Consider the following 16,998-nt stretch of genomic DNA (forward strand, 5'->3'; position numbering starts at 1 on the left):
CACCCTAAGTGTTAAAACCTTGTGCACCTTAAGCGAATCGCCCGGAGGCTTGCCATTTCCGCCGTCGCACCGGCCCCTGACGACCTGAACCGCGTCGCCCCTGCGGCAGACGCACCCGAAGTCGTGCGCCCTGACAGCGGTCTTCAGCCTCTAACTCAAGTGCGGACACTTTTGCATCTGATGCAACTAAACGCACTGGCGCGGCGTCAGGCTGGTTTGGCGATCGAAAGTCAGCCAGGCTTTGTCGCGCGCCTGAAGGCGCTGATCGCCGACCTGCCCACAGACAGCGCGCAAGCCGTGCTCGACGAACTGGCTGAGGCCGACTGGGCTGATCCGGATCTGATTGCCGCCCTGTGCCGTATATCGCGGGCCGGGGCCGCGGCTTTGTTGCGTTCGCCGGTCCTGCGCGATCACGACCTTCTGTCGCTTTTAAAGGATTCAGCCGACTGCGCCAGCCTCATCGCGCGACGGTCCCATCTCAGCCCTCCGGTCATCGACGCCCTGATCGCGGGTGCTGACACCGTCACGGTTACAACGCTGTTGAACAACCACAACCTGCGTCTCAATGCCGCCGCCTTCGACGCCCTGACCGACCGCGCTCGCACAGAAATCGCGCTCCGCGCTCCCCTGACGCGCCATCCCCTTCTGACGCGCAAAGCGGCCACCCGTCTGCTCGATTTGGTGGGGCCTGACCTGCGCGCCAGCTTGCTTGGCCGCTTTGAAGGCCTGCATGCCCGGCACTTCCACACCACGCCGCCGACCGATGCGGCGCAGACCCTGCACCGGCTGCAAGGCGGCGACTTCGTTGCCTTCCGTGAGGGCCTGTCGCGCCTGACCGGACTGGACCGCGCGGTCGTGGACCGCGCCCTGACGCAGGACTCTGCCGTGCCTCTAGTTCTGCTTCTGAGCGCCGCTGGGATCGACCGGGCCGCCTTTGCCGACATACTGACTCAGGTTCAGGCTCTTAATGACGGGCACCCACGTATTAATGAGCGCCATCTGGCTTTTGTGCGCGGCCTGTTCGATCTCGATGCCGACGAAGCCCGCCAAAGGCTTGGCGCGATCTATTCCCATTGAACGAAATCCGTTTTAAGACGGCTATCTCCTGCTGTTCAGACCCTGCCTCATGCCCCTAAAACTTGCCTTTACCGCCTCCGAACGCCCCGAAGCCCAGGCCGCCTGCGCGGTCTTACGCAAACGGTATGGCGAGTCGAATGACCCGGATGTGATTGTGGCGCTGGGCGGCGACGGCTGGCTTCTGGAGTGTGTGCACGCGCATTTCCGCGACGAGCGCCCGATCTTTGGCATGAATATGGGCTCAATCGGGTTTCTGCTGAACGAATATCGTGAAAGCGACTTGATGGCACGCATCGAAAGCGCCGAACAAACACGCATCAGCCCGCTTCGCATGACCGCCACCAATGGCCGTGGGGAAGTGCAGGAGGCACTCGCCTTCAACGAAGTGTCACTGCTGCGCCAGACGCATCAGAGCGCTAAACTACGCATTCTGATTGATGGCAAGGCGCGGCTGGAGGAACTGATCTGCGACGGCGCGTTGGTAGCGACGCCGGCCGGTTCAACCGCTTACAATCTGTCGGCGCACGGGCCAATCATCCCTCTCGATGCGCAGGCCCTCGCCCTGACCCCAATCAGCGCCTTCCGCCCCCGCCGCTGGCGCGGTGCTCTGCTGCCTCATTCGGCCAAGGTGCGCTTTGAGGTATTGGAGTGTGACAAGCGCCCGGTGGCGGCCTCGGCCGATACGTTCGAAGTGCGCCATATCCGTGAAGTAGAAGTCGTCGAGGCCCCAGAACTATCGGCGTCCATCCTGTTCGATGCCGGCAATGGCTATGACGAACGCGTATTGACAGAACAGTTTTCGAGCTGATTTTACCGTCCAAAGGTGAAAAAAGCTGGCTATTAGGGCTTCCTAAAGGGGTTTGGGGTATGGTTGACAAAACAGCACCACGGAAATAACCACGTCATGTCCGAAAAAGCCCAGGTCATTCAGATCCCCAACACTTTGCGCGCCAAGGTTGGTGGCAAGCTGGGTGCGCTTGATCCGGCCACGCTTGCCAAGGCGGAAGAAGCCCTGTCGTCTCTTTCCGATCAGTTCGACAACTGGCTGGATGATGAGGTCAACAAACTGGAAAAAGCGCAGGAGACCATCCGTAACGAAGGCCTCAGCGAAAAGAACGCCGAACAGCTCTATTTCCGCTGCCATGACCTCAAGGGGCTCGGCACCACCTATGGCTATCCGCTGATCACCCGCATCGCCGGTTCGGTGTGCAAGATGCTGGACGACGAGATTATTCGTTTGCAGTCGCCGCGCCTTCTGATCGACGCTCACGTTGATGCCATCCGCGCCGTTGTGCGCGGCAAGATCAAGGACGAAAACCATCCGGTGGGCGTAGCGCTGGCTGAAACGCTGGAAGCCCGTGTTAAGGAACATATGGACAAGTTCAAGGACTGAACCGCTTTCGGTCTAGTCACGAGAAAAACCCCGGTTCACACCGGGGTTTTTACATTTCAGGGGACTGATGTCAGTGCTTGACGACTGCTGCGGCGGCCAGCTTGACCTCGCTGAGGCCGAACAGGGTGTCCGGTAAAGCCCCAATGATAGCCGCCGAAAGGCAGGTGGCGACAAAACCGGCAAACAAAGCCTTCCACACCAGACTCAACACCTCTTCGCGACGCTCAGGCATCAGCACACCCAGCCCCGTGACCGTTATACCAACCGAGCCGATATTGGCGAACCCGCAAATGGCATAGGTCATCAGCATCCGCGTGCGCTCGCTCATATCCTCTGCCGGAATGGCACCCAGCTTGAGAAAGGCGACAAATTCGGTCAGGGTCAACTTGGTTCCGAGGATATAACCCGCCTTCTGCGCCTCTTCCCACGGCACGCCGATGATCCACGCCAGAGGCGCAAAAACAACCGACAGACCGCGTTCCAGCGATAAAGGCTCGCCCGCGACGTTCGGGAACATTCCCAGCAGGATATTCACCAGCGAGACGAAAGATACGAAGACGATCAGGATGGCGGAAATATTCATTACCACCATCAGGCCGTCCGCCGTGCCCTTGGAAATGGCGTCGATGGCGCTGTCGTATTTCAGCGACGAATTGTAATCGGCGACGACGCCGCCTTCGCCTTCTTTTTCAGGGACGATAATGCGCGACAACAGCACGCCTGCGGGAGCTGAAATGATCGAAGCGACCAGCACGTGACCCGCCGCATTGGGCAGGGTGGCCTTGAGGATAAGGGCGTAAGCGACCATAGTCGAGCCGGCCACCGTGGCCAGCCCTACCACCATCATCATGAACACTTCTGAGCGCGACAGCTTTGACAGATAGGCGCGAATAACGATGGGGCTTTCGATCATGCCTAGAAAAATATTGGTGGCCACCGCCAGTGCCGAAGCCCCGCCAAGGCCCATCGTCTTTTGAAACAGAAAGCCGAAGCCCTGCGTGATCCATTTAAGGATGTGCCAATGCCACAAAAGCGCCGACAGGGCCGAGATGACAAGGATCAGCGGCAGAACCTGAAAAGCAAAGACGAACAGGGCGCTCTGGTCCTGCACGGTGTAGGGCTGGGCACCGCCCCCCAAATAGCCAAAAACAAACTGCGTTCCCTGATTGGTCGCAGCTGCCAGAGCGTCCACGCCAGCATTCACGCTGTCGAGGACGGCCTGCGATTGCGGAAAACCGAAGAATAAAAACGCCAGAAGGACCTGAACCCCAATGGCACCGAGGGTCAGAAAGACCGGAAACTTTTTCTTGTTTTCCGAGAGCAGCCAGCAGGCTAGCAGCATGATCCCAATGCCCAGTATGCTCTGGACGTTTAGCATTCCGTAAGACGGCATGTACACTATCCCCTGGCGGCTCTGCACACGATTGCGCCGCCCAAACCGTAAATATCCGATAACCTTTGAAACCAAGGCAAGCGGTTTCTTCGTCTGGCTGAAACTATTTTCGCTATCCGCGACCCGCTATGACAAAAAGGCGACAAATCCAGATGACAAATCACCCTATGCCCCTGTAGTCTCGCTACAAACCGGCCCTAAGACGCCGCCCATAACAAGGACAGGACTTATAAAGTGAGCCCTCAGCCCGGTCTTAATGACGCCGTCGTTCGCCATCTGCTGGTTGTTGACGATGATGATCGCATCCGTACCCTGCTCAAGGAGTTCCTGTCGCGTCAGGGCTTCCGCGTCACCGCCGCCGCCCATGCCGACGCCGCCAAGCGGATGCTACAACTTCTGGATTTCGACCTCCTGATCCTCGACGTGATGATGCCGGGCGAAGATGGCTTCTCGCTGTCGAAATGGGTGCGGCAGCATTCCAATGTTCCCATCCTCATCCTGACGGCGCGTGGCCTGCCAGACGACCGCATCATGGGGCTCAGTTTAGGGGCGGATGACTATTTGTCGAAGCCGTTTGAGCCGCAGGAACTCTTGCTTCGGATTGAGGCCATTCTGCGTCGCACAGGTGTCAAGCCTGCTCTGCCGAAGACGATCAGCATGGGTCAGATCACCTTCGACCTGGAACGCGCCGAACTGACGCGAAATGGCGCGATGGTGCGCCTGACAGAGGCAGAGGCGCAGCTTCTGAAATACCTCGCCGAACGCGCCAATGTGCCCGTTGACCGTATGGACCTGGCAAAAGACAGCGTCGATACTACTGGTCGCGCCGTGGATGTACAGGTCACCCGCTTGCGCCGCAAGATCGAGCCGGACCCCAAGAACCCGCGCTACCTGCAAACCGTGCGCGGCAAAGGCTATATGCTGGCACCCGATTAAAGCAACTCCCTCCCTGCTCGCGAGGAGGGAGGACAACGAAGTGGTGGGTGGGGCAAACCACGCAAAGACATGCCCCTTCCGGCGCAGACCAACTGCGCCACCTCCCCCGCCTTCAAGGGGAGGAGGATCGATTGAATGCGCATACCCCGTCTCAAATTCTGGCCCCAGGCCATCAAGCGCAAGATCCCGAAGACACTGTGGGGCCGCGCCCTACTGATCATCGTCCTGCCCGTCGCCTTGATGCAGGTGGCCGTGACCTGGGCCTTTTTCGACATGCACTGGGAAACCGTCACCGCCAAGCTATCGGAAGGCCTGGTCGGCGATGTCGCCTGGGCCGTCGATACTTACAAGGCCGACCCGACGCCGCAGACCATGGCCACCATCTCCGCCGCTGCGCAAAAATCGATGCAGCTGTCCATCGTCTACCAGCCCGGCCGCGCTCTGCCCGAAAACCGTCGACGCAATGCCTGGGCTGCGCTCGACCGGTCGCTGAAACGCGCGCTCAATGAGCAACTGGATGACCCTTTCTGGTTTGACACTACCCGATATGCCGGATCCGTCGATATCCGCGTAAAAGTGAAAGACGGTGTCATCCGGGTGATTGCGCCGCGTGAGCGCGCTTTCGCCACCCGTGCCCATATCTTCGTACTGTGGATGACCGGCGCGACCCTGCTTTTGACCGCCGTGTCGATCCTTTTCATCCGCAATCAGGTGCGCGCCATCGAGCGTCTGTCCGTCGCGGCCGAAAAGTTCGGACGCGGGGAAGACGACCCCAACTTCAAGCCCTATGGTGCGGCCGAAGTGCGGGCGGCGGCACAGAACTTCCTCAAGATGAAGTCGCGCATTCAGCGTTATATCGAACAACGCACCACGCTTCTCGCCTCGGTCAGCCACGATCTGCGCACGCCCTTGACGCGCTTGAAGCTGGAACTGGCCATGGCCCCGCCCGATCCGGCGAATGAACGCATGAAGCAGGACGTTTCCGAAATGGCCTATATGATCGACGAATATCTGGCCTTTGCGCGCGGCGAAATGCAGGAAAGCCCACAGACCACGTCGGTCAACGCTCTGCTGGAAACCGTCGTGGATGGTGCCCGCCGCGCCGGACATCAGCCGGAGTTTGTCCCGCTGTCTGAAGACGTTCAAACCTCGATTCGAGTCATGGCGCTCAGCCGCGCCCTGTCTAATCTGGTGATGAACGGCTTTCACTACGCCACTCAGGTGCACGTCTCGGCCGAAATCGAGCATAAACCGGGCGGTAAACAGTCGCTGCACATCTATGTCGATGATGACGGCCCCGGCATCCCGCCCGAAAAGCGCGAAGAGGCTCTCAAGCCTTTTTCACGTCTTGATGATGCACGCAATCAGAACAAGAAGGGCGTGGGCCTCGGCCTGGCCATCGCGCGCGATACGGTGCGCAGCCACGGCGGCGAACTGAACCTCGACCAGAGCCCACTGGGCGGCCTGCGCGCCGATATAGGCATACCGCTTATTTAACCGGTTTGCGACAGACGGCTTCGATATTGTGCCCGTCCGGATCAAGAACAAAGGCGCCGTAATAGTCCGGATGATAATGGGCGCGGATGCCGGGCGCTCCGTTGTCACGTCCTCCCGCCGCCATCGCTGCCGCGTAGAAGGCGTCCACGGCCTCACGTGTTTCGGCCACCACCGCCACGTGCAGATGGTCCGTCGGTTTGCCGTCGCTCAGCCACAGATAGGGCTTGTGCGTGCCAAAGCCCGTTCCCCACGGCCCGTCCATGACGATCCGATAACCCAGCGGGGCAAAGGCCGCCTCGTAGAAGCGCTTGCTCTGCGTGCGGTCGGACACAAACAGATTCATATGGTCGATCATGATGTCAGGCCTTTCTGTGGCGGGCTTGAAGATTCAATTAACCGTGTTTTCTAACCCTTTATTGACCATATGGGCCCATTGTGCACGCTAAAGCCGAAAAAAATGATCGGCTTGCCCAGAACAGAAGGTTCCCAATGGCCAAGGCCTCTACGCATCGAACGGTTGCCCGTTCCCGCGCCCCGTTGAAGGCGTGCGGTGAGTGCAATCTGTGCTGTAAGGTCTATGACGTCGAGGACGTCGGTAAAAAGGCCGGGAAGCTATGCAGCCACACCCGCGAAAACGCCGGTTGCGGCATCTGGGGACTTCACCCGCAAATCTGTCAGGATTTCAAATGTCTGTGGCTGAAACACGATGACCTGAATGGTCTGTGGCGGCCCAATATAGCGGGCTTTGTCCTGCGCCTTGAACCGAACGGCACGACGCTGAATGTCGATGTGGACCCGGCGCGCCCGGATTCGTGGCGGCAGGCCCCATACTACGCGCAGTTCAAGCTGTGGGGCGAAGGCATCCTGCGGAACGAAAGCCTTGTGGTCGTCTATGCCCCCGAAGGCCTCTATGTGGTCACGCCTGACGAAGACCTGTTCCTGCGCCAGCCGAGACGTGGCGACATACTGGAAACCGGCATGGAAATGACGCTGTTCGGCCCCCGCGCCTTTGCCCGCGTCGTACCCGCCGCCAGAGGCCGTGACGCGCTACGCGCTTAAGACTTTAGCCACGAAAAGCACTAGATCATTATGATTTCTGGTAGAAACATAATGATCTAGATTTTTGTTTAGCCCCTCGCCGGGCGGTGGCTCGCGCCACCTTGGCCGCGGCCTCAAGGGCGGCTTGAGCGGACTGATTCCATTAGAAATCATTCCGCTTTAAAACACAAAAACCACCAAAAGAACGCGAAGCGCCTACAAGAGTATAAGGCCCTGCGGGCCGGTTACTTTTCGTGGCTTTTCGTGTTTTTGTGGCCAACACATAAGGCCTCTCCGTGCAAGCGGAGAGGCCTTTTCGGTTTTAGTCCTGTTCGACGCTGCCCGCACCGCTGATGCGCGTGTCAAGCTGCGCCGGACGGGTTTGCAGATCGACATTGCCCGAACCCGACACATCGACCTTGACCTTGCCGGTCGGGGCGATGGTGGCATCCCCTGAGCCAGAGATGCTGACATCGGCGTCTTCGACGCTGAGGCCGGACAGGTCGGCTTCGCCCGCGCCGGTGATGTCGAGCTTCAGCGCCTTGGCCTTGCCTGTCACCTCGGCTGAGCCCGAGCCACTGATGCGCAGATCAATGGTTGGCTGATCATAGGCGCTGACCCGGAGGTCACCAGAGCCGGAAATCTCGAAATCCTTCACCGAAGGTGCGGTGATAACGATCTTCAGTTCGTCGCTGGCGTGGGCTTCGATATGACCCGGCCCGAAGCGGAACTGCACCACTTTTTCAACATCTGCCCCGTCGGCCAAATAGAGGCGGCCGTTTTCAAGACGCACCCGGTCGGTCAGGGCCTTAGGGCCATTGACGGTCACCGAAGGCGTGGCCCCTTGGGTGTAGACCACCTCTGCCGGGACTTCGATTTTGAGCTGTTCACTGCCACTCCAGACGAGGGTGCGTGTCACGGTGGGTGCGATTTCGGTCTTGGTCGTTTTCATGAAACGAATGTGCTTGTCACCGGCCTCCGACAGGGTCCACACCCCGCCGTTTTTGGCGATGTCATGGCTGGCTAGGCCGGCGGCACCGGCGAGACACGCGACCGACAGGACGAAGGCGGAGCCGGAAATAATGGCAAGTTTGCGGATCATCATGGTCTTCCCTCCTCCGATCAGGCGTTTTGCGCGTCAAGCGCGGGTTTCAGCAGGCGATAGTGCAGACGGGCGTACCAGACGAGGCCGTTGACCAGCCACACGCTGACGATAGCCGTCAGGCCGGCGATGGTGACGGCCAGAGCCATCCCGCCGACGCCGCCCAGAAGCGCAGCAAACACACCGCCCGGCATCCAGAAAGCCCCGGTCGCGAAGACGACGCCGCTGGCGATAAAGATACCGATGGCGCTCATGAAGAAGCCAAACAGGGTGCCGATGACGCCCATCAGCAGCGGCAGCAGGATCAGGATGTCGATGGCCCCAAGCCCCAGAACGGCGAACACCGCGCTGATCGCCGAAGACGGCGACTTGGTGTCTTCCCACTGTTTCAGGCCAATTTCGGCCCGCAGTTCGCGCGCCAGACGCGCTGGATCACCCAGGGCAGATGCCACTTCGGCTTCGCTGCGACCGGCAGCCACGCCGTCCGTGAAATGGGCTTCGTAGTCGGCGACCACATCGGCGATGGAAGCGGCGGGCAGGCCCGTCAGGCCCTGCTTCAACCGGTTGATAAATTCGTTGCGGGTCATGTCCCTTACCCCTCTTGCGTTTCGGTGTGAGCCGCTTGCGGCTCAGGCGGTGCGGCGTCGAGCAGCGCATCGACGCTGCGGGCAAAGCCGCGCCATTCGGCGGCCTGCGCCGCCAACGCGGCGTGCCCGGCCTCGGTCAGACGATAATATTTGCGCGACGGGCCCGATGAGGATTCGACCAGTCGCGTATCGACCAGCCCGTCGGTCTGCATCCGCCGCATCAGCGGATAGATGGTGCCTTCGCCCATGCCGATGGCGTCGGACAGGGTCGAGGCGATCTCATAGGCGTAGCTCTCGTTGCGGGCCAGTAGCGCCAGCACGCACAGGCCGAGCACGCCTTTCTTCAGTTGAATGTCAATGGTTTCAGCCATCTCCGGTTTCCTTTCGACGGAGCCGTGTGCGCCCCGTGATGAAGAGGTGTATATGACAAGCTACTATTTATTACAAGCTACCATTTTAAAACATGTACCATTTGTAATGTAGTAGCCATCACCAACAGGTAGCTTGTCAAAGTCGCCTCCTTGCCGCCTTGCACACACAGAACCGGCTTGGGGCTCGACACCTGCCCGCGAAAGGCGCAAATGAGGGCACATGACTCACGATCCCCTTGCCCTCCCCGATGCCCCAAAAGCCAACTGGGTTGATCTCTATGCACCCGCCCCCCTGCGCCCGTGGCTGAGACTGGGGCGTTTCGACCGCCCCATCGGTATCTGGCTGCTGTTCCTGCCGGGCGCGATGGGACTGGTTTTCGGTGCCGCTGATCCGTTGTCGCCGGAGGTGGCCTATAAGCTGGTCCTGTTTGCGCTGGGTTCCGCTTTGATGCGCGGGGCGGGCTGCGCCTATAATGACTTTGTGGATCGCGATTTCGATGCGCAGGTCGAGCGCACGCGTTTGCGCCCTATCCCGTCCGGACAGATCAGCCCCAAACAGGCGTTGCTGTTCGTCGCCCTCTCCGCGCTGATCAGCCTTGTGATCCTCCTGCAACTGGGCCCGACCGCCATCTGGCTGGGGGTGGCGTCGCTGGGGCTGGTGGCCGCCTATCCCTTTATGAAGCGCATCACCTGGTGGCCTCAGGCGTGGCTAGGGCTGACCTTCAACTGGGGCTTTCTAATGGGCGTCGCCACTATGAAGGGAACGCTGAGCCTTGCCGCCGTGCTCTTCTACGCGGGTCTGATCTTCTGGACCCTGGGCTACGACACCATCTACGCCTATCAGGACATAGAAGACGACGCCATGATCGGCGTCAAATCCTCGGCCCGCGCCTTAGGGGCCAAAGGCAAAAGCGGGGTTTCACTCTTTTACGCCGCCGCCGTGGCCCTGACCGGCATAGGGGCCATAGTCGGCGGCCTGAGCTGGCCGCTGTATGCCGGGCTTGCGGCCGTCTGTCTGCACCTGTTCTGGCAGGTCAACACCTTGCGAATCGATGACAACGCGCGTCTTCTGAAACTGTTCAAGGCGAATCGCGACACCGGCCTGTTGTGGGTCACGGCCATACTGATCGGCCACTGGTCAGCTTAATCAATGGGCGACCCTAAGGAGTTAGACATGCGGATGAGACCGCACCTGCTGATCACGGTCGCGTTTTGCGCACTGACGCTGGCGTCGTGCTCGCGCAAGGACGAGGCGCGCAAAGATGACGCCCCGCCTGTGGCCGCCGCACCGCTTGAGTTTGCGCAGACAACCCCGGACGCCGAAGTCAAGCTGACCTTCCCCGAAGCGATCAAAGCCTTCCCGGACCTGCACAACCGCCTCTATGCCGAAGGCCAGAGCGAGCTGAAGGCCTTTGGCGATCAGGCCGCCAAGGATCGTAAGGAACTGAGCGCCGCCGGTTCCGAGCCGCCACCCTATTTCCGTTCGATCACCTGGACCCTGCCCGCGCAGTCCGAGCATCTGGCCTCGCTCTATGCCGAGCAGTCGGAATTTACCGGCGGCGCGCACCCCAACGCCAATTATCAGAGCGTGCTGTGGGACAAGACCGCCAAACAGGCCATCGACGCGCGGCTATTGTTCGCACCCAATGCCGATCTCGCTGCGGCTGACGCCTTCCTGTGTCGCCAGATCGAGGCTGAGCGGTCGCGCCGCAATCAGACCCCGACGACGCAGACCGCCACCGGCTTTACCTGCCCCAAGCTGATCGACAGCCATCTGGCGCTGGTGGCTTCGACCTCCTCTGGCAAGATCGGCGCGATCGAGGCCTTGTTCGCCCCCTATGAGGTCGGCCCCTATGCCGAAGGGGCCTACCAGATCCGCGTGCCGCAGGCGGTGCTGCGTGGCCTGATCAGCCCGGCCTATGCGGCGGATTTTTCGGGGGAACCCGTGCCGGCCCCCGTAGCTACCCAATGAACGAACCGTCGGCGTTTATCCGCGCCCACACCACCCCTCTGCCGGTCCCCTCTCTGCCCGACCTAAGCCTCTATCAGGCAGCGGAGGTGACGGCGCTTTGGCAAATGACCGAGGCCGAGCTGGCGCAAAATGGGGTGCCCCCTCCCTTCTGGGCCTTTCCGTGGGCGGGCGGTCAGGCGCTTGGCCTGTGGCTTCAGGAAAACCCACACGTCGTCCACGACAAACGCGTGCTCGATCTGGCCTGCGGGTCCGGGCTGGTTGGCATAGTGGCGGCGAAGCTGGGGGCGGCACAGGTCATCGCGAATGATATCGACCCATTTGCCGGGGCCGCCTTGGCACTTAACGCGGCGCTGAACGACGTGGACATTATCTATGATGGCGTTGACCGGCTATCGGGCGAGCCTACCGCCGTCGATGTCATCCTGGCCGGGGATATCTGCTACGAAGAGTCGATGACCGCCGCCATGCTGACATTTCTGCGCAAAGGCCGGTCGCAAGGTATCGCCGTCTATGTTGGCGACCCTCACCGCAACTACTTCCCCGGCGAAGGGTTTGCGCGACTGGCGACCTTCGACATCCATACCGACACCCAAATCGAAGACCGCGCGGTGAAACCCGCCAGCGTCTGGAGCCTGATATGAGCAAACATCACAAAATCGACTATGTTGAATGGCAGGCCACCGCCCTGCCCGAAACCAAAGCCTTCTACCATCAGGCGTTTGGCTGGACCTTTATTGATTACGGCCCAACCTATGCCGCCCTGTCCGAGGCCGGTCTGGATGGCGGTTTCGACGCCGATAACGGGCCGGTAAAGCCGCTGGTTATCCTCTATTCTGAAAACCTCGAAGCGTCACGCGACACGGTTGTCGCCGCGGGCGGACACCTCACGCAGGATATCTTCAGCTTCCCCGGTGGCCGGCGTTTTCATTTCACCGATCCGTCGGGCAATGAACTGGGCGTATGGAGCGACAAATAGGGGTTGCCGCCCCTGCCCCGGCTTGCCATAAGGGCCGGGGCCCCACTCGCGCGTATTGAAATGACCGACACCCTGCTTGCCGACGTCAAAACCCGCTGGACGCAAATCCGCCGCGGCAAATGGGGCGACGACTCTCTGATGCAGGCTCTGGGGCGCGAACCCGTTATGCGCTGGCTTATGGGATTTGCCGTCCTCTGTCTGGCCTGCTTCAACTTTGCGCGCGACCTCAATGATCCGCCCAGTGCCTTTTGGGACGAAAGCTACTACGTCACGGCGCTGGAACGCTACGAAGGCCACATCGCCTCCTACGCCTCGCATCCACCTCTGGGCTTCATGCTGATGAAGGTCGGGCGCGATCTTGTCGGAGACGCCAAAAACGCCGACAGTCGTTTTCTGGCTGAGGTCAAAAAGACCGACACCCGCAAAATCCCCAAAGGCTACAGCTTTACCGGCGTGCGCCTGATGGGGGGCCTGTTCGGCGCGGCTGGAGCCGTTCTGTTCTATCTGATCTGCCTGACGATAACGCGCGAAGCCTTTTCCGCCGCCATCTTCAGCCTGCTCTACGTGTTTGAAAACGCGCTGATTGTGCAATTTCGCGCCGGGCATCTCGATCCGTTTCAGATTACCTTTGCGCTGGGCGGCATACTGGTATGGCTACGCGCCTTCTGTGATCCGCAAAAGGACAGTTGGAAGCAGGCGGCACTGTTCGGGGCGCTGATCGGCCTCAGCTTTATGGTCAAGGTCAATACGATCGTCCTGCTGGCGCTTCCGGCTTTTACCGCCCTCCGCGACCTAAGCCGCAGCCGCTGGCCGATGGACCGCGCGATCGGCCATATCGCCGCCAAGGCCGTGGCCGTTTCCGCCAGCTTTGCCGCTATCACGGTCTCGATCTTTGTGCTGCACACCGTGCTCAACCCGGTGGCACCGGATTTCAAAAGCGATGCCGGACGCAAGGACGCCCCCTTCATCACCGAGCCTTACAAGGCGTGGCTGGAAAAGCGCGGCCCGCTGACGCCGCAGGTGCTCTACGATGCCACAAACGGCTATTTCCGCTTCATGAACAATGACTTCACCGGCATTGTCAAAACGGAAAAGAACGGTTCGAACCCGGCTCTGTGGCCGCTGATGCACAAGAACATTACCTATCGCTGGGACGCCCACAATGGCCGTACCAGCTATGTGCAGATGGCCGGCAACCTGTTCAACTGGACGCTGGGCGGGCTGGCGTTGCTAGCCACTCTGGTGCTTCTGGCACAGCGAACCTTCCAGAAAAAGCCGTGGCTCGATACGCACGATATGGACATAGCGGCGGCAATCGTCGGCATGTGGGTCGTCTTCATGCTAGTCCACATCTGGCTCGGCACGCAGCGGGTCATGTATATCTACCACTATTTTGCGGGCCTGCTGCTAAGCTTTATGCTTCTGCCCCTGCTCTATCAGGTGCTGAAAAGCCGCTTTGCCCGGATCGAAAAGCACAAGGACTACGCGCTGGGGGTTGTCTGTATCGGGGCCGCAGCGGGCTTTATGTGGATCGCCCCGCTGACTTACCATCAACCCCTAACTCGCGCCGCATGCGAAGCGCGCAATGTGCCTTTCAAAATGGTGCCCTGCCAGCCCCGGCTGAAACCGACCGCTTCTTCCTCATCTTAAGCGCGTGCCGTCTTTAAAAGGCCCTAAAGCCTGATAAGGTCTTCTGCATATCGAGGAGCTACGGATGACACTGAAGGCTTTGGCAGTGGGCGTAATGCTGGTGGTTGGGCTGAACGGCGCGGCGATAGCCGAGCCCTTGAAAGCCGGAGCGCCGGGTGCACAGTTCGCACACCTCTATTCCGACCTCCCCGTCGATCCACAGGCACGCTTTGGCCGCCTGTCCAATGGCATGACCTATGTCCTCTATCCCAACGCCGCTCAGCCGGGGAAGATGGTCATGCGCCTGCGCATCGGGGCCGGACCGCTGGATGAGGCCGACGAAGAGAGCGGCATCTCCTACCTCATCACCTTTATGGCCTTTTCGGGTTCGACCCACTACCCCGACGGCGACCTGTTCCGGCAGCTTGAGCGTCAGGGCATCCAGATGGGGGCGGGTCAGCAGACCCTGACCGAGGAAGGCGAAACCAGCTATCAAATCGCCTTGCCACGCAATGATGCGGCGACGCTCGATACCGGTTTCACGGTGATGTCGGACATGGCCTTCGGTTTGACCTTCCCCGAAACGGCGGATCAGCGCGACCGCGCGCTGGTGGTCACGCAACTAAACAATGCCGATCAGCCGGTGCGGCGCCGGTATGACGAGTGGTTGCGCACCGCCTTTGCCGGTCAACTCCTCCCAGAACGACCGCAAAAGGGTCTGCGCGACATCGTGCTCTACACGCCGCGCGAACAGGTCCGCCGCTTCTATGACACCAATTACCGCCCTGAGCGCGCCACCTTGATCATTGTGGGTGACATCGACGCCGCCGCGCTGGAAAAACGTATCGAAAAGACGTTCAGTGCGTGGAAGGCCAAGGCCCCAGCCCCGGCGGCGCGCGATGCCGGCGCCTACACACCCAAAGGACCGCGCGGCACCACCTATTTCGAGCCCGGCCTGCCGGAGATCATCGATATCGCCTGGCTTAAACCCGCCGAAACGCGCTTTCAGAACCGTGAGGCGGTGCGCGACATGATGCGTGAGCATCTGGCGCTGGCCGCGCTCGACAACCGGCTGGAGCGCGTCGCCGCCCGCCCGGATAGCGCCTTTGCCCGCGCTGGTCTCAACCGTCAGTCCTTTCAGCGAACCGGCGAAAGCCTCAGCCTGATGGTTATGCCCAAACCCGGTGAAACGCAAAAGGCCCTTAACGAGGCCCTGACCCTGTCGCGGCAGGTCGGCGAATACGGCTTCAGCGACGCGGAATTTGCCCGCGCCGCCGCCGATTATGAAGCCGGGCTGCGTCAGCGCGCCGACAGCGCCGCCACACGCTCAAACGAGTGGATAGCCGACATGATAGCGGGGTCTATCGGTGATCGCTACGTGATCAATTCCCCGGCGCAGGATCTGCAATTCTATCTGGACCTCAAGCCCGAACTGTCGCGTGATGCGGTCAATAGTTATATCAAGGCGCTGATGCAGCGCGATGGCCCGCTGATTTCGGTCAGCGGCCCCGCCCCGGTGGCCGGGCTGGATACCACAGCCCTCGAGAAGACGTATGCTGCGCTGAAAAACTTACCCGTCGCCGCACCGGAAGCCGAAACGGCCAAGGCCTGGGCCTATGCCGATTTCGGCGCACCGGTCGCGCCGGTCCGCACCGAACAGGATACGGCGCTGGGCACAACGCGCCTGACCTATGCCAATGGCGTAAAGGTGACGATCAAGCCGTCAAAGCTGCAAGCCGGGTCGGTGATGGTCAGTGTGCGCGCCCTCGGCGGGCTTAAGCGTTTGTCGCCCAAAACACCGGATGCGGCCTTCGCCCTGAACTTCTACGATATTTTTCAGGGTGGCCTGAAAAACATGTCAGCCAGCGAGATCGAAGAATCGCTGGCGGGCATGAATTTCGACCTCGCCTACCGCCTGACCGAAGACGCGGCCGTCCTGATAGGGCAAAGCACACCGCACGATTTTGCGCGCGAAATGCAGTTGCTGCGCGCCTTCTACTCAGACGCCGCCTTCGATCCGGCCTATCTGGAGCGTCTGCGCCACTCGATGCCGGCCTACTATACCTTCGCCTCGACCAACCCGTCGGGGGTCATGGCCATGCACCTGCCGCGGCTGGTCTATGATGGCGATGCACGCCTGACGCCGATGTCGCAGGCCGACATGCAGAGCCTCGGCAATGACCGTATCGCGGCACTGATCCGCAATTCGTTGCGCGACACCCCGTTGGAAATCGTCATTGTTGGTGACATCACGCCAGAACAGGCTCGCCCGGCGTTGGATGCCACCTTCGGCGTCCTGCCGCCCCTTCCAGCCCACTATACTCCCGCACCCGATGGAGGCGAGACGGCTCGCTTCCCGACCGCAGGCCTCTACAAGACCCTTTATCACCAGGGCAGCCCCGAACAGGCACTTATGATGATCGCCTTCCCCACTACCGACCGCTACAGCGACCCGAAGACCGGTCTGGGTCTCGACCTGCTGGCTGAGGTCCTGAGCCTGCGCCACTATGAGGCCGGGCGTGCCGAAACCGGCACCACCTATGTCCCTCTGGCCCGCCATGTGCCCTCCACAGGATTTAAAGCCTTCGGCTATCTATCGGCCACGGTGCAACTCTATCCGGGGGCCGAGAGCAGCTTCTATACCGGCTTCCTCAGCCTGATCGACGGGTTGAAAACCGCGCCGGTGACCGATGACGAACTGCTGCGCGGGCGTCAGTTGCTGTTGCGCCGCATGGCCGAAGAGGATCGCAATAACGGCTACTGGTTGGCGGCCCTGTCCGGCATCGACGCCAATGCCGGACAGCGTGACTACGTGCTAAAACGTCAGAACATGCTGAACAGCCTAACCCCCGCCGACCTTCAGGACTTAGCCAAACGCTATCTAGATCCGGCAAAGGCCTTGAAGACGGTGGTGTTACCTGTGCCGAAAGGCGACTCGAAGTCCTCATAACGCACTCATAACGCTGGCACGCCATTTGAACCCTCACAGGCGAACCGTCCCGGAACGGCACGCTTACAGATAGAACG

The 16,998-nt window shown here is 60.6% G+C and carries 17 protein-coding genes; 12 read left to right on the top strand and 5 right to left on the bottom strand.

The window, feature by feature from the left end; genetic code table 11:
- Window positions 1–21 precede the first annotated feature (21 nt).
- The 3 genes from ASTEX_RS07840 (at window position 22) to ASTEX_RS07850 (ending at window position 2,470) form a co-directional block, all read left to right on the top strand.
- On the top strand, window positions 22–1,077 hold the full coding sequence (locus tag ASTEX_RS07840) for a DUF2336 domain-containing protein (RefSeq protein ID WP_144004635.1): 1,056 nt from the start codon (window positions 22–24) through the stop codon (window positions 1,075–1,077).
- A gap of 49 nt (window positions 1,078–1,126) precedes the next feature.
- The gene (locus ASTEX_RS07845; RefSeq protein WP_013479073.1) at window positions 1,127–1,885 is read left to right on the top strand and encodes an NAD kinase; all 759 of its coding nucleotides are present in this window, start codon (window positions 1,127–1,129) and stop codon (window positions 1,883–1,885) included.
- A 96-nt stretch (window positions 1,886–1,981) separates the two neighbouring features.
- Window positions 1,982–2,470: a hypothetical protein gene (locus tag ASTEX_RS07850; protein WP_013479074.1), complete on the top strand. Its 489-nt coding sequence runs from the start codon at window positions 1,982–1,984 to the stop codon at window positions 2,468–2,470.
- Between the two features lie 70 nt (window positions 2,471–2,540).
- On the opposite strand, the gene ASTEX_RS07855 is transcribed toward ASTEX_RS07850, so the two are convergent.
- Entirely contained in the window at window positions 2,541–3,863 is a 1,323-nt protein-coding gene (locus tag ASTEX_RS07855; protein ID WP_013479075.1) for a NupC/NupG family nucleoside CNT transporter, read from the bottom strand.
- 234 nt (window positions 3,864–4,097) lie between these two features.
- Between ASTEX_RS07855 and ASTEX_RS07860 the strand changes: the two genes are divergently transcribed.
- Window positions 4,098–4,799, top strand: a complete 702-nt coding sequence (locus ASTEX_RS07860; RefSeq protein ID WP_013479076.1) for a response regulator — start codon at window positions 4,098–4,100, stop codon at window positions 4,797–4,799.
- 135 nt (window positions 4,800–4,934) lie between these two features.
- Complete coding sequence (locus ASTEX_RS07865; protein WP_013479077.1) at window positions 4,935–6,296, top strand: ATP-binding protein; 1,362 nt, start codon at window positions 4,935–4,937, stop codon at window positions 6,294–6,296.
- Here the strand turns inward: ASTEX_RS07865 and ASTEX_RS07870 are convergent.
- A complete protein-coding gene (locus ASTEX_RS07870) occupies window positions 6,289–6,651 on the bottom strand; it encodes a VOC family protein (protein ID WP_013479078.1) in 363 nt (120 codons plus the stop codon). The two genes, ASTEX_RS07865 and ASTEX_RS07870, sit on opposite strands and share 8 nt — an antisense overlap.
- A gap of 134 nt (window positions 6,652–6,785) precedes the next feature.
- Here ASTEX_RS07870 and ASTEX_RS07875 point away from each other — a divergent pair, with 134 nt between their 5' ends.
- Complete coding sequence (locus ASTEX_RS07875; RefSeq protein WP_013479079.1) at window positions 6,786–7,355, top strand: hypothetical protein; 570 nt, start codon at window positions 6,786–6,788, stop codon at window positions 7,353–7,355.
- Window positions 7,356–7,656: 301 nt separating this feature from the next.
- Here the strand turns inward: ASTEX_RS07875 and ASTEX_RS07880 are convergent, their stop codons facing one another.
- The 3 genes from ASTEX_RS07880 to ASTEX_RS07890 are packed head-to-tail and all read right to left on the bottom strand — an operon-like array spanning window position 7,657 to window position 9,394.
- On the bottom strand, window positions 7,657–8,439 hold the full coding sequence (locus ASTEX_RS07880) for a GIN domain-containing protein (RefSeq protein WP_013479080.1): 783 nt from the start codon (window positions 8,437–8,439) through the stop codon (window positions 7,657–7,659).
- A gap of 17 nt (window positions 8,440–8,456) precedes the next feature.
- Window positions 8,457–9,023: a DUF1700 domain-containing protein gene (locus ASTEX_RS07885; protein ID WP_013479081.1), complete on the bottom strand. Its 567-nt coding sequence runs from the start codon at window positions 9,021–9,023 to the stop codon at window positions 8,457–8,459.
- Window positions 9,024–9,028: 5 nt separating this feature from the next.
- The gene (locus ASTEX_RS07890) at window positions 9,029–9,394 is read right to left on the bottom strand and encodes a PadR family transcriptional regulator (protein ID WP_013479082.1); all 366 of its coding nucleotides are present in this window, start codon (window positions 9,392–9,394) and stop codon (window positions 9,029–9,031) included.
- A gap of 220 nt (window positions 9,395–9,614) precedes the next feature.
- Between ASTEX_RS07890 and ubiA the strand changes: the two genes are divergently transcribed.
- From ubiA to ASTEX_RS07920, 6 genes are all read left to right on the top strand, one after another.
- Window positions 9,615–10,541 carry a 4-hydroxybenzoate octaprenyltransferase gene (gene ubiA, locus ASTEX_RS07895; protein WP_013479083.1) on the top strand — a complete coding sequence of 309 codons (927 nt, stop codon included), beginning with the start codon at window positions 9,615–9,617 and terminating at the stop codon, window positions 10,539–10,541.
- 27 nt (window positions 10,542–10,568) lie between these two features.
- Entirely contained in the window at window positions 10,569–11,366 is a 798-nt protein-coding gene (locus tag ASTEX_RS07900; RefSeq protein ID WP_013479084.1) for a DUF3298 and DUF4163 domain-containing protein, read from the top strand.
- Window positions 11,363–12,007, top strand: a complete 645-nt coding sequence (locus ASTEX_RS07905) for a class I SAM-dependent methyltransferase (protein WP_013479085.1) — start codon at window positions 11,363–11,365, stop codon at window positions 12,005–12,007. The genes ASTEX_RS07900 and ASTEX_RS07905 overlap by 4 nt, the downstream gene beginning before the upstream one ends.
- Window positions 12,004–12,342: a VOC family protein gene (locus ASTEX_RS07910; RefSeq protein WP_013479086.1), complete on the top strand. Its 339-nt coding sequence runs from the start codon at window positions 12,004–12,006 to the stop codon at window positions 12,340–12,342. Before ASTEX_RS07905 ends, ASTEX_RS07910 begins: the two co-directional genes overlap by 4 nt.
- Window positions 12,343–12,402: 60 nt before the next feature.
- Window positions 12,403–13,992, top strand: a complete 1,590-nt coding sequence (locus ASTEX_RS07915; RefSeq protein WP_013479087.1) for an ArnT family glycosyltransferase — start codon at window positions 12,403–12,405, stop codon at window positions 13,990–13,992.
- 64 nt (window positions 13,993–14,056) lie between these two features.
- Window positions 14,057–16,921: a M16 family metallopeptidase gene (locus ASTEX_RS07920; protein WP_013479088.1), complete on the top strand. Its 2,865-nt coding sequence runs from the start codon at window positions 14,057–14,059 to the stop codon at window positions 16,919–16,921.
- The last annotated feature ends 77 nt before the right edge of the window (window positions 16,922–16,998 follow it).

This window comes from Asticcacaulis excentricus CB 48 (genome assembly GCF_000175215.2).
GTDB classification, from domain to species: domain Bacteria; phylum Pseudomonadota; class Alphaproteobacteria; order Caulobacterales; family Caulobacteraceae; genus Asticcacaulis; species Asticcacaulis excentricus.